Origin of the sequence: Methylobacterium sp. NMS14P (assembly GCF_028583545.1) — a bacterium.
Taxonomy (GTDB): Bacteria; Pseudomonadota; Alphaproteobacteria; order Rhizobiales; family Beijerinckiaceae; genus Methylobacterium.
This window is the reverse complement of record NZ_CP087107.1, coordinates 411274-424504: the sequence shown is the minus strand read 5'-3', so window position 1 is coordinate 424504 and position 13231 is coordinate 411274. Positions and strand designations below refer to the sequence as shown.

Here is a 13231-nt window from a genome sequence, read left to right as displayed (position 1 = left end):
GCGTTTGGCGTGTTCCCCGTCGGGCTCGGCGCGGGCGCGCCGCAGCGGGAGGAGCAGTCAGCGTGCGGGCGGGGCTTCGGACTGGACTCCTCGGATGTGGCGCCGCGCTGGTCCTGGCGGCGGGCGGCTGGCTCGCGATGGGCCGGCCGGAGCCGTCGGCGCTGATCGCCGCGCTGCCCTGGTCGGACCAACCGGCCGAGACCGCGGAGGCCGAGCCGCCGATCGCCGTCACGGTGACGGCGGCGCGGACCCGGACCGTGCCGATCAGCTTCACCTACACGGGCACGATCATCGCGCAGCAGGACGCGGCCCTGCAGGCCCGGGTGACCGGCGACGTCACCGAGCGCCCCTTCGAGCCCGGGAGCCACGTGAAGAAGGGGCAGGTGCTGTTCCGGATCGATCCGCGCCCGTTCCAGGTGGCACTCGCCCAGGCCCAGGCCCAGGAGGCGCAGGCCAAGGCGCAGCTCCAGTTCGCGCAGGCCGAGGTGAGCCGGACCGACACGCTGGCCGACAAGGGCTACGCGTCGGAGCAGCGCCTCCAGCAGCTCCAGTCGAACGCGGCCGCGACCGCCGCCCAGGTCCAGGGGGCCGAGGCCGCGATCGCGCGGCAGAACCTCAACCTCGACTACGCGGTGGTCAGCGCGCCGTTCGACGGGCGGGCGAGCCTGTCGATCGTCAACCCCGGCGACCTCGTCATCGAGAACCAGACGGAGCTGGTCACGGTGGTGCAGCTCGACCCGATCGACGTGCAGATGGCGCTCTCCTCCGAGGATTCCGAGGCCTTGCGCGAGGCGATGCAGACCGGCCCGGTGACCGTGGAGGTGCTGGACGAGGCCGGCAAGCCCGTGCGCGACGCCAGGGTCTACCAGCTCGACAACCGGTTCGACCCCCGCACCGCCCGGCGCCTCGTGCGCGCGCTGCTGCCGAACACCGACGAGCGCTTCCTGCCCGGTCAGTTCGTCCGCGCCCGGGTCACGACCGGCACCGAGGAGAAGCTCCTCGTCCCCACGGTCGCGCTGTCGGCCCGGCTCGCCCAGCAGATCGTCTACGTGGTGGACGATCAGGGCGTGGTCCGCCAGAAGCCCGTGACCACGGGCGACAGCTTCGGCGAGGAGACCGCGATCCTGGCCGGGCTCAAGGCCGGCGAGCGGGTGATCACCGACCATCTCCAGGACATGCGGCAGGACCTCAAGGTCGAGATCCGGTCGGCGGACGCGGGTGCCGCGGCCGAACCGCGGGCGCCGCAGGCCGACGGGCCCGCCCCGGGCGCGCCGGGCTGAGCGGGCGATGCGGTCCGCGCTCCCGGTCGCGCTCGTCTCGGCGCTCGTCTCGGCGCTCGTCCTGCTGCTCGTCCTGACACTGCTCCCGGTGCAGGCCGCCGTGGCCGCGGCGACGCCAGGGTGCCGCGTCGACCATGCGCACTATGCCGCCCTCATTCCGGGGATGACCTACCGCCAAGTGCGGGTCCGTCTGGGTTGCGACGGCCGTCGCGTCTCGCACCTGACTGTCGGACGGGTCCGGCGCGCGACCTATTCCTGGCCCGGGCGCGGGACGTACGGCGCCAACATCACGCTCACGTTCCGCAACGACCGGCTCACCGACAAGTCGCAACTCGGTCTGCGCGCGCCCTGAGCGGCCTGCCGCGCCGGACGGTGACCGTCCTTCCCGGCGCGGGGGGCGCGGTGCCGGCAGCGGGAGCGACCGCAAAGGCCCCTCCGAGATCGGCCTCGAGCCGGCCCGGCTTCGTCGAGCTGGTGCCGGGGCTCATCCTCGGCTTCCTGGCTCTTGCGAGCCCGCGCTCGCCCGGGCTGATCCCGGACGCTGCCGGCCGCGCGAGCATCGCGCCGCTGGGGCTGCCACTCGGGGGCCACCCGTCCGAGGCTGTTCGCCCGCAACCCGGCGGTCACGCGCGCCGGGCATCGCGTCAGAAGCGCGAGCCGCGCCCGGGAGCGTGAGAGTCCCTGACGCGGCGACATCGTCAGGACGGCATGAAGACGTCGAGCGCGAAACGGGACGGGCGGAGCCGCCGTGGGACCGGGGCAAGAGCGCGCGATCGCCCCGACATCTGACGAGCAGGTCGACGTCTTCCGATCGAATACGGCCGGGCGAGATGACGCCTCCGGATATGGGTTGTCAGCGGCGCGGTGCCCGACGGGACATGTATGAACCCGCCGTGTCAGCCGCCTCAGAACCTGTTCCGGACTGTCCGGAACCGCATCGATATTCGGCTCCGCAAATGGCCATAATCACGAAATCTTCGCGGAGATGGCGCAAATATTCGACACGAAGATACGATCAATGAGGGCCGTTAACCAAGCTTTTCAATATCTTTGAAATTCGAGGCCGCTAATCTGCGGCGATAGACGCGGATTGAACTGCCTCAATGACGACAGCCGCAACGAGAGCGAAGTAGCGAGACGCCGCTTTGGGACTGTATTCCAAACTGCGGGCCGCACTGGCTGAAGACGCCCTGCTCTCGCGCGACGTGAAGCGTTCGCTCGTCGACGGGCTGTATCAACCCTTCGCATCTCTCGCGGTCGGCGCCGCGTCCGGCACGATCGTCGCCACGGCCGCGGCGTTCTGGTCCGATGATCGGGCAATCACCCTGACCGCGTTCGCGGTCGGCCTGATCGGGCTCACCCGCATCCTACTCGCTCGGGTTTACCTGACGAAGGGGCCGGAGAAGTACGATCGGTACGAAATCTGGGAGAAATACTTCTCCATCGGAGCGTTCGCCTACGCCGCGTCGCTCGGCATCCTGTCGTTTCTCATCACGACCCGGTCGTCCAATCTCGCGCTCCAGGTCATCACCCCCACGTTCACCATCGGTTACGCCGCAGGCATCTCGGGCCGCAACGCGGGCCGCCCCCTGCTGGCCATCGCGCAGGTTCTCCTGTCGGCGATGCCGCTCTCGGCGGGTCTGCTGGTGTCCGGCGACGGCGAGCGGGCCTCGCTCGGCATCCTGTCGCTCCTGTTCGCCTATGGCATGATCGACATCACGCTCAGCACGCGCGAGATCATCGTGTCGGCCCTGGTCACGACGCGGGAGAAGGAGGCGCTCGCCGAGAAATTCCAGGCCCAGGCCAATCTCTTCGACATCGCGTTGCGGAACATGTCGCACGGGCTGTGCATGTTCGACGCGCGCGGCCGCCTCCAGGTCTGGAACGACCAGTTCCTCTCGATATCGGGCATTCCCTCGAGCCGGATCCACACCAACTCCACGGCCAAATCGCTGTACAAATTGAGCCGCGCCATCGTCGATGAGAGAACAGCGGGACGCGGCTCGACACTCTCGACGTTCTCGGCGGCGTCGAATGCGTTGAGATCAGGGAATCTGGTCTTGATCCTCCCCGACGATCGCGTGGTGTCCTTGATGCAGCGGCGGACCGCCGAGAAGGGCTACGTCATCATCTTCGAGGACATCACCGAGCGGCGTCGGAACGAGGCCCGCATTCAGCAGATGGCGAGTTACGACGATCTGACCGGCCTGCTGAATCGAAGCAGCTTCAAGGCCAAGGTCTCCCAGGCGCTGAAGGCCAGCGCCAGCAGCAAGGGAGATTTCGCGGTCCACCTGCTCGACCTCGACCACTTCAAAGTCATCAACGACACGATGGGGCACCCGGCCGGAGACAGATTGCTGCAGATGGTCGCGGACCGGCTGCGCGGGATCGGGGCGCTATCCGGATCGGTCGCCCGCCTCGGCGGCGATGAGTTCGTCATCGTCCAGCAATCCGTCACGTCGCCGGCCGTCGCGGAGGATCTCGCGCAGCGCGTCCTGCAAGAACTGGAGCGGCCTTTCGATATCGACGGCAATCACGTCACGGTCGGCGCCTCGATCGGCATCGCGATCGCCCCGTTCCACGCCAACGACGAGGACAGATTGCTGAAATGCGCCGACATAGCCCTCTACGCCATCAAGGGGGCCGGCAGGAGCGGGTTCAAGATCTTCCAGCACGAGATGGAGGCGGCCACGCGCGCGCGGCACGCCCTCGAGTCGGATCTCCGGGCCGCTCTGACCAACGGGGAGCTGGAGCTTCACTATCAGCCGATCGTCGACTCGAGCACCGGTGCGATCGTGAGCTGCGAGGCCTTGCTTCGGTGGCAGCACCCCGTCTCCGGATACATCCCGCCGTCGGACTTCATCCCGGTGGCCGAGGACACGGGGCTCATCGTCCAGCTCGGCAACTGGGTCCTGAACGAAGCGTGCCGCGAGGCCCGGAAGTGGCCGTCGACCGTGAGCGTCGCGGTCAACATGTCGCCGCGTCAGTTCGGCGATCCGCAGCTGGCCTTCCACGTCATCGGCGCGCTGAACCGCTCCGGCCTCCCGGCGCATCGCCTGGAGCTCGAGATCACGGAGAGCGTGACGCTGGGCGCGACGCACAAGATCGTCGAGACCATCAACAAGCTCCGCCAGCTCGGGATCCGCCTGTCGATCGACGACTTCGGAACGGGCTACTCGTCCCTGAGCTCCCTGAGAAATTTCGCCTTCGACAAGTTGAAGATCGACCGGTCGTTCGTGTCGGATCTGGACAGGAAGACCGAGTCGACCGCGATCATCCGGGCGATCGTCGGCATGGGAAGAAGCATCGGGATGGCCATCGTCGTCGAGGGCGTCGAGACCGAGACGCAACTCTCCATCCTCCGCGCGGAGGGCTGTGATCTGATCCAGGGCTACGTCTTCAGCCGTCCGGTCGCCGCGCCACAGATCCGGACCATGCTCGCGGCCGCGGAGCCCCTGACGAAGCTAGCGAGTTGACGCCGACAGCTCCCGTGCCGGCACCGTGCGGGCCTGGGCGGCCTGGGCTTTTCCCCTGAGCTTGTCCTGGGCCAGAACAAGCCGCTCCATGATGCTCAGATCCCTGTCCGTGAGGTTCATCGCGGCGGCCGCCCAGACCGCAACGATCTTTCTCAGTTCCTCCAACGATATGCGATTGACCTCGCGGGCGGCCTGATAGATCGCCTGCTGCCCGTTGCGCCGCCGACGGTTGCCGGCGATGTAGGCGCGCACGGCGGCCTCGCCCTGGCCACGCTCGGCGAGGATGTGAACGATCCCCAGTTCGTGCATCTCTTCGGCGGTGTAGGTTCTTCCATCGAGAATCATCTCCTGAGCCTTGATGGTCCCCAGACGGCGGGCGAGGAAGCTGTACGCTCCCATACCGGGAAAGAGCCCGAAGAGTATCTCCGGAAAGCCGAACTTGGTGCCCTTCTCGGCGATGATCACATCGAACGAGAGCAGGCCCTCGAACCCCCCGCCCAGCGCGTCGCCCTGAACGAGGCCGATCGTGATGATCGGCAGATTCAGACCGTTCATGTTGCGGTGAAGAACATCGACGCACGCGTTGCCGTAACCGACCAGCGCGGCCTCGTCGCCCGCACGGATCTTGCTCGCGAACAGGTTCAGATCACCGCCGAGACTGAACACGCCGGGAAATCGTGATCCGAAGACAAAATAGTTCAGGTCAGGACCGCCGTTGCCGAAGACGCGCTCGATGTCATCCTGCAGCCGGCTGAAGTCGGCCAGCATCTCGGGATTCTGGCACGGGCGCCCGTGCGGGCGCATGAAGGCCCACAGGGTGTTGCTGCCGGCTTCGAAATCGACTTCGATCTGAGCGAGCTCGGAGATGCCGGGATCGGCGGGCGATACGGCCGGAGCGATCCGCGACTCGCTCGGTCGCCGCGCGGGCGCCGGCCGCCGCCGCAGCGGCACAGGACCGGGGTAAGGCACCAAATCCTTGGCGAGACCTGTAATAGACGCCATTTCATTTGGATCCGTTAAGTGGTCCTTAACCGTATCGCGGCCGGCGCCGCGGAGCTAGGCGGCCGGAGCCGGCCCTCCTCAGATAATTAAGCTTTGGTTAATTTCTGGCCGATTAGCCGCTTTTGCTTGCAAGCCGGGCCTATTGGCACGAGGCGACCCGTCAATGCCCAGGTGATCGTGCGGCGCGGGTCGCGTCCACGTCGCTCTCGCCGCCAGCGGGCCTGCCCGTGCCGACGCGCGTGCCCGTCCCGCCGGATCCGAACACCTCCGCCGCGCGACCCCGTCCTGTGACCGCCCTGCCCCGCCGCGCTGAAGCGGCTGGCGTTACAGCGACAGATCGAGCAGCCGCCCCTCGAACAGGCGGTCCCGCGAGGTCCGTATATGCGCGGCCATCGTGCTGCGCGCGGCCTCCGCCTCGCCATCGCGGAGCGCGCGGAAGATCGCCTCGTGCTCGTCGAACACGCCCCTGAGGCCGGAATTCGGCCCGAGCAGCGAGAGGCCGTGGATCTTCATGCCGACGGCGATGTGCGAGCGCAGCGCCTGGAGCGAGGCCGCGTAATAGTGGTTGTTGGACGCCTCCGCGATCGCGTGATGGAACGCGAAGTCGGCATCCTCCCGGTGCTGCTCCTGGCGCGTCGCCGTCGCGAGCAGGTCCAGGGCGGCCTCGATAGCCCGCAGCGCCGGACCGTCCCGCCGCAGGGCGGCGTGGAAGGCCGCATCGGGCTCGATGGTCAGGCGGAACTCGTAGCAGCGCTGGATGTCGGCGATGCTCTCGACGGGGGCGAAGCCGAGCTTCTGCTTCACCTCGGCCGCCCGGACGAAGCTTCCCGCGCCGCGGCGGGACACGATGGCGCCCTCGCGTCTCAGCCGGTCGAGGGCGGAGCGCACGACGGGACGCGAGACCCCGAATTGTCCCGCCAGGTCGTGCTCGCTCGGCAGACGGTCGTTCGGCGCGTACGTGCCGTCCGCGATACCGCCGACGATCGCGCGGTAGACCGTATCCACAAGGCTCGTCGGCCGAGGCATCGGCGCCTCCGGCGCCGGGGCTAGGGGTGCTGTCACTGGCTGACCGTTCCCGCGCGGCCACGGGGCCGGCTGTCGCTTCGAGGAACCGGCAGCCTGCCACATCGCAGCGCCGCAGTCACCCAACTTGTAAAAACATGTAAGGCCAGCCTCCGTCGACACAGCCCGTCGCGAACCGTTTGATCCGGTGGATACCGGCGCTGCGACGCGGACGGGCTGCCGGGAGCTGTCTCGAATCTGGCGACCACATCCTCTTGACCGCCCCCACAACGCCGCGTAGTTGGCTATCAACTTTACAACAAGTTGGACGCCGGAGCAGCGCTCCGCGCCCGGGGGAGGTCGCCATGCGTGATGCTGAGGGCTTCGTCGATCGCCTGGCCGCCATCGTGGGCCCGCGCAACGTGATCGGGCCGGAGGGCGATCTGGCCCCCTACGTCACCGATTGGCGCGAGCGCTATCACGGCCAAGCCGACGCGGTGGTGAAGCCCGGCACCGTCGCCGAGGTGTCGCAGGTCGTCGCCCTCGCGCGTCGCGAAGGCGTCGCCGTCGTCCCTCAGGGCGGCAATACCGGCCTGTGCGGCGGCGGCACGCCGACGGCGCCGGGCCGCAATCTCGTGATCCGCCTCGACCGGATGCGGGCGATCCGCGCGGTGAGCCCGCTCGCCAACACCATCACGGTCGAGGCCGGCTGCGTCCTGGCCGACATCCAGGCCGCGGCCGAGGCGGCGGACCGCTATTTTCCCTTGAGCCTCGGGGCCGAGGGCTCCTGCCAGATCGGCGGCAACATCGGCACCAACGCGGGCGGCACGGCCGTCCTGCGCTACGGACCGACCCGGGACCTCGTCCTCGGCATCGAGGCGGTGCTGCCGGACGGCCGGATCTTCGACGGCCTGCGCGCCCTGCGGAAGGACAACACCGGCTACGACCTGAAGCAGCTCTTCATCGGCGCCGAGGGCACGCTCGGCGTCATCACGGGCGCCGTGCTCAAGCTCTTCGCCAAGCCGCGCGTCTCGGTCACGGCCCTGGCCATGCTGCCCGGCGTCGATGCGGCGCTGGCGGTGATGGGCCTGCTGCGCGCCCATGTCGGCGACCGGCTGGGCTCGCTGGAGATCATGTCCCGCAGCCAGATCGAGGCGATCCGCGACCACGTGCCGGACACGGCGATCCCGTTCGGCCTCGACGCGCCCTGGTATCTCATCATCGAGCTCACCGACACGCTGGCCGGCACGGACCTCGCGACGCCGCTCGAGGCCGCGCTGGGCGAGGCCCTGGAGCGCGCGCTGATCTCGGACGCGCTGGTCGCCGCGAGCGCGGCGCAGGCCAAGGCGATCTGGAAGGTCCGCCACAGCGTCTCGGAGGGCAACAAGCGCTCCGGGCTCGTGGTCTCCCACGACAGCGCCGTGCCGCTGGACCGTCAGGCCGCGTTCGCCGTCAACGTCGAGAAGCGGATCCAGGAGGCGGTGCCCCGGGCCCGCGTGGCGATGCACGGCCATATCGGCGACGGCAACATCCACGTCTGCGCGCTGATCGACCGCGCCGCGATCGCCGACGGCCGCGAGGCCGAGCGGCTCGTGGCGCTCATCAACGGCATCGTCGACGACGAGACGCGGCTGCAGCGCGGCGCGATCAGCGCCGAGCACGGCATCGGCCTGTCCAACCGGGGCCGCCTCGCCCGCGTCACCGACCCGCTGGAGCTCGAGCTGATGCGGGCGATCAAGGGGGTCCTCGATCCCGCCGGCCTGATGAACCCGGGCAAGGTCCTGATGGACGACGCCCCGCGCACCTGACCGGCGGCCGGAACACGACAGGACGGGAGGGCGAGACCGTGACGGGACACACATCCATTCCACTGCCGAAGCAGCGCTGGCTCATCGTGCTGATGTGCTTCCTGGCGGTGGCGATCAACTACATCGACCGCGCCAATCTCGGCGTCGCCGTGCCGATGATCCAGAAGGAGTACGGGATCGATCCGGCCCTGATGGGCCTGATCCTGTCGGCCTTCTTCTGGTCCTACGTGCTGATGCAGCTGCCGGGCGGCTGGCTGATCGACAAGTTCGGCTCGCGCCTCACCTACACGGTCGCCACGCTGATCATGTCGGTGGCGACGCTGGCCACGGCCTTCGCGGGCGGTGTCGCGTCGCTCATCGCCTGCCGCATGGTGCTGGGGATCGGCGAGGCGTTCTGCTACCCCGTGAACGCCAAGGTGACGTCCCTGTGGTTCCGCCGCTCCGAGCGCGGCCTCGCCACCGGCATCTGGGCCTCCGGCTCCCGCGTCGGCTCGGCCATGACCTTGCCGCTCGTGGCATTCCTCATCGCCAATTTCGGCTGGCGCGAGGCCTTCCTCGTCACGGGCAGCATCGGGCTCGTGTGGATGGTGGTGTGGTACCTCGTCTACCGCGATCCGAAGAACCACGCGGCCGTCTCGGCGGAGCAGCTCGCCGTCCTCGAGGCCGACTACGCCGTGAAGGCCGGCGCCAGGAAGATCCGCTACGCCGAGCTGTTCCGCTACCGGACGATCTGGGGCATGATGATCGGGTTCTTCTGCCTGAACTTCGTCATCTACTTCTACACGACCTGGTTCCCGTCCTATCTCACCGAGTCCCGCGGCTTCTCGCTCGCCAAGCTCGGCACGCTCGGCCTGCTGCCCGGCCTCGTGGCGATCCCGGCCGGCTGGCTCGGCGGCTACCTGTCCGACCGCCTGTTCAAGAGCGGCTGGAGCCTCACCGCCGCCCGCAAGACCTGCCTCGTCGGCGGCCTGCTCGCCTCCTCGGTGGTGGCGCTGGCTCCCCTCGTGCCGGGGGACGGCGCGGCCCTGACCCTCCTGGCGATCTCGTATTCCGGCCTCGCCTTCGCCGGCGCCAACATCTGGACGCTGCCGGGCGACGTCGCGCCGACGCCGGCCCACGTCGCCTCGATCTCCGGCATCCAGAACTTCGCCTCGAACCTCGCGGGCATCGCGCTCACCACCTTCACCGGCGTGATGGTCTCGATCACCAAGGGGTCCTTCGTGGTGCCGCTCGCGGTGGCCGGCACCCTCAGCATCGTCGGCGCCTGCGCGTACCTGTTCATCGTCGGCGAGATCGCGCCGCTGAAGAGCCGTGACGAGGAGGCCGCGGGCGACGCGATGGCCACCGGCGCCAGCCCCGCCAAGGTCTGACGCCGCGCCCCGATGCCGACCCTGCGCCTCATCGCCGACGACCTGACCGGAACCCTCGACACGGCGGCCGGCCTCACGGGCCTCTGCGGGACCGTCCCGGTCGCGTGGCCGGGCATCCTGCCGGACCGGGCCTCGGGCTCCCTCGCCGTCGATGCCGGCACGCGCGAGCGCGCCGCGGCGGAAGCCGCGCGGATCGCCGGCGGGCTCGCCCCGCTGCTCGACGGCGCGGACATCGCCTTCAGGAAGCTCGACAGCCTCCTGCGCGGCCCCTGGGCGGCCGAGCTCGCGGCCACGGTGAAGGTGGGCGCGTGGCGGCGCTGCATCGTGGCCCCGGCCTTCCCCGTCCAGGGCCGGGTGACGGTGGAGGGCCGGCAGCGGGCGCGGCGGGCCGACGGCTGGCTCCCGGTCTCGGGGGACATCGCGCGGGCCCTGTGCGAGGCCGGTCTCCCCGCCCGCCGGGCGTCGGTGACGGACGGTCCGGTGGACGGCGTCGCCGTCTACGATGCCCGGACGGACGAGGACCTCGCCGCCGTCGCGGCGCTGCCGGCAGACGGTCCGGTCCTGTGGTGCGGCAGCGGCGGCCTCGCCGCCGCCCTGGCGCGCGGCGCGGCGGCGCCGGGCGACGACCGGCTCGCCGGCCCGGTCCTCGGCCTGTTCGGCTCGGACCGGCCCGAGACCGCGGCGCAGCTCGCGGCCTGCGGCACCCGCCACCTCGTCCTGTCGGCGAGCGACCCCGACCCTGCCGCCGCGGTGGCCGCGCGCCTCGACCGCGACGGCGTCGTCCTCGCGAGCCTCGCGCTGCCCGAGGGCACCGCCCGCGAGGACGCCGCGGCGCGGATCGCCGCCGCCTTCGCGGGCGTGATCGACCGCATCCCGCGGCCCGGCACGCTGCTGGTCGCCGGCGGCGAGACCCTGAAGGCGCTCTGCCTCGCCCTCTCCGCCGCGCGCCTCGACGTCACCGGGCAGGTCGCGCCCGGCCTGCCCCGCTCCACCCTCCGGGGCGGCCGCTGGGACGGCCTGCCGGTCGTCTCGAAGTCCGGCGCCTTCGGAACAGACGGCGTCTGGCGCGATCTCCTCCACCAGAACGGCTTTCCGCGCAGCAGGAGCGACGCGTGACCTCACATCTCGCCATCACCATGGGCGATCCGGCCGGCATCGGCCCGGAGATCATCGTCAAGGCCGCCGCCCGGCTGAGGGACCGGATCGACGCGGGCGAGCTCAGGCTCGTCGTCATCGGCAGCGTCCCGGCCCTGCGCCGCGCGGAGCGGGCGCTCGGCCTCCTGCCCGAGCCCGTCCCCGAGGTCGCCGAAGTCGCCGAGGACGGCGGCTGGCCGGCGCTGTGCTGCCTCCAGGCGGATGCCGAGGGCGCGCCGATCGAGCCCGGCCGGCTCTCCGCCGACGGCGGCCGCTTCGCCTACAAGGCGATCGAGGCCGGGGTCCGCCTCGCCCTGGCCGAGCGGATCGGCGGCATCGTCACCGCGCCGCTCAACAAGGAGGCGCTCAACAAGGCCGGCTACCACTACGCCGGCCACACCGAGATGCTGGCGGAGCTGACCGGCGTGCGCGGCTCGGTGATGATGCTGGCCCACGGCACCATGCGGGTCTCGCACGTCACGACCCACGTCGCCCTGGAGGACGTGCCCAAGCGCCTGACCCCGGAGCGCCTGCGCCGCGTCATCGACCTCACCGACACGGCGCTGAAGGGGCTGGGCCTGGCCAGGCCGAAGATCGCGGTCGCCGCGCTCAACCCCCACGCGGGCGAGGGTGGCCTGTTCGGGCGCCAGGACATCGACGTCAGCGCGCCGGTGATCGCGGCGGCCAACGCCGACGGGCTGGACGTGCACGGGCCGGTGCCGGGCGACACGGTGTTCGTGAAGCTGCGGGCGGGCCAGTACGACGCGGTGGTGGCGATGTACCACGACCAGGGGCACATCCCGGTCAAGCTGCTCGGCTTCGAGATCGACCCGGCCACGGGCAAGTGGATGGACCTGTCGGGGGTGAACATCACCCTGGGCCTGCCGATCATCCGCACCTCGGTCGATCACGGCACCGCCTTCGACATCGCCGGGACCGGCCTCGCCAACGAGCGCAGCCTCATCGAGGCGATCGAGTTCGCCGAGAAACTGGCGGCCAACCGCCGAGCCGCGTGAGGACCGCCATGGACATCGCCGCACCGATCGATCTCATCCGGCCGCAGGAGATCGCCTTCGGTGCGGGCACGCTGCCCCGCGTCGCCCGCTTCCTCGCCGAGCGCGGCTACCGCCGGCCCCTCGTGGTGGCGGACGCGTTCAACGCCGGCCGGGCGGACCTGCTCGGGCTGCCGGGCGCGGTCGCCGTGTTCGGCGCGGTGAGGCCCGAGCCGGACGTCCCGAACCTCGACGCCGCCCTGGCGCGCGCTGACGAGCTCCGCCCCGACTGCGTCATCGGCTTCGGCGGCGGCAGCGCCATGGACCTCGCCAAGCTCGTCGCGGTGCTGCCGGGCAGCGGCCAGAGCCTGCGGGACGTGGTCGGGGCGGAGAAAGTCGCGGGGCGCCGGATCGGCCTCGTGCAGGTCCCGACCACCGCCGGAACCGGCAGCGAGGCCGGCACCCGCGCCCTCGTCACCGACCCGGAGGCGCAGGCCAAGCTCGCGGTGCAGAGCCGCCACATGCTGGCCGACCTCGCGGTGATCGACCCGGACCTCACCATGACCGTGCCGGCCGCCGTGACCGCCGCGACGGGCGTCGACGCCATGGCCCACTGCGTCGAGGCCTTCACCAGCCGCCGATCGCACCCGACCATCGACCTCTACGCCCTCGAAGGCGCCCGCCTGGTCGGGCGGTACCTGCCGCGGGCGGTGGCGGACGGGTCCGACCGCGAGGCGCGGGCCGGGCTGGCGCTCGCCGCGCTCTACGGCGGGTTCTGCCTCGGGCCGGTGAACACCACGGCGGGCCACGCGGTGGCCTACCCGCTCGGCACCCGGCACCACGTCGCCCACGGCCTCGCCTGCGCGGCGATCTTCCCGCACACGCTGGCCTTCAACGCGGCCGCCGTCCCGGAGAAGACGGCGCGCGTCCTGGAGGCGCTGGGCGCCCCGGCCAGCGCCGACGCGGCCACCGTGCGCGCGCGCGCCGCCCGCTTCTGCGCCGACCTCGGCGTGGAGCTGCGGCTGTCGCGCCTCGGCGTGCCGGAGCGTGATCTGGAGGCGATGGCGGACGAGGCCCACGCCATCCGCCGGCTCCTCGACAACAACCCGCGCGCCATGAGCCGCGCCGACATCCTCGCGCTCTACCGAGCCGCCCACTGAAGGCCCC

The 13231-nt window shown here is 70.6% G+C and carries 10 protein-coding genes; 8 read left to right on the top strand and 2 right to left on the bottom strand.

Annotation, left to right across the window (positions count from 1 at the left end):
- Positions 1–62: 62 nt before the first annotated feature.
- The 3 genes from LOK46_RS31795 to LOK46_RS31785 all read left to right on the top strand — a co-directional run bounded on the left by LOK46_RS31795 (position 63) and on the right by LOK46_RS31785 (position 4756).
- Positions 63–1280, top strand: coding sequence for an efflux RND transporter periplasmic adaptor subunit (locus LOK46_RS31795; RefSeq protein WP_273564873.1), 1218 nt, complete (start codon positions 63–65; stop codon positions 1278–1280).
- 7 nt (positions 1281–1287) lie between these two features.
- A complete protein-coding gene (locus LOK46_RS31790; RefSeq protein ID WP_273564872.1) occupies positions 1288–1632 on the top strand; it encodes a hypothetical protein in 345 nt (114 codons plus the stop codon).
- Between the two features lie 793 nt (positions 1633–2425).
- Positions 2426–4756, top strand: coding sequence for a putative bifunctional diguanylate cyclase/phosphodiesterase (locus tag LOK46_RS31785; RefSeq protein ID WP_273564871.1), 2331 nt, complete (start codon positions 2426–2428; stop codon positions 4754–4756).
- Here the strand turns inward: LOK46_RS31785 and LOK46_RS31780 are convergent.
- Positions 4745–5758, bottom strand: a complete 1014-nt coding sequence (locus LOK46_RS31780) for a crotonase/enoyl-CoA hydratase family protein (RefSeq protein ID WP_273564870.1) — start codon at positions 5756–5758, stop codon at positions 4745–4747. The two genes, LOK46_RS31785 and LOK46_RS31780, sit on opposite strands and share 12 nt — an antisense overlap.
- A gap of 324 nt (positions 5759–6082) precedes the next feature.
- Positions 6083–6784, bottom strand: a complete 702-nt coding sequence (locus LOK46_RS31775) for a FadR/GntR family transcriptional regulator (protein ID WP_273564869.1) — start codon at positions 6782–6784, stop codon at positions 6083–6085.
- Positions 6785–7125: 341 nt separating this feature from the next.
- Between LOK46_RS31775 and LOK46_RS31770 the strand changes: the two genes are divergently transcribed.
- The 5 genes from LOK46_RS31770 (at position 7126) to LOK46_RS31750 (ending at position 13224) form a co-directional block, all read left to right on the top strand.
- Positions 7126–8568, top strand: coding sequence for an FAD-binding oxidoreductase (locus LOK46_RS31770; protein WP_273564868.1), 1443 nt, complete (start codon positions 7126–7128; stop codon positions 8566–8568).
- Between the two features lie 62 nt (positions 8569–8630).
- On the top strand, positions 8631–9938 hold the full coding sequence (locus LOK46_RS31765; RefSeq protein WP_273565203.1) for an MFS transporter: 1308 nt from the start codon (positions 8631–8633) through the stop codon (positions 9936–9938).
- A gap of 12 nt (positions 9939–9950) precedes the next feature.
- The gene (locus LOK46_RS31760) at positions 9951–11054 is read left to right on the top strand and encodes a nucleotide-binding domain containing protein (protein WP_273564867.1); all 1104 of its coding nucleotides are present in this window, start codon (positions 9951–9953) and stop codon (positions 11052–11054) included.
- Positions 11051–12088 (top strand): 4-hydroxythreonine-4-phosphate dehydrogenase PdxA, encoded by a 1038-nt coding sequence (pdxA, locus tag LOK46_RS31755; protein ID WP_273564866.1) that lies wholly within the window; start codon positions 11051–11053, stop codon positions 12086–12088. The genes LOK46_RS31760 and pdxA overlap by 4 nt, the downstream gene beginning before the upstream one ends.
- 8 nt (positions 12089–12096) lie before the next feature.
- A complete protein-coding gene (locus LOK46_RS31750; RefSeq protein WP_273564865.1) occupies positions 12097–13224 on the top strand; it encodes an iron-containing alcohol dehydrogenase in 1128 nt (375 codons plus the stop codon).
- The last annotated feature ends 7 nt before the right edge of the window (positions 13225–13231 follow it).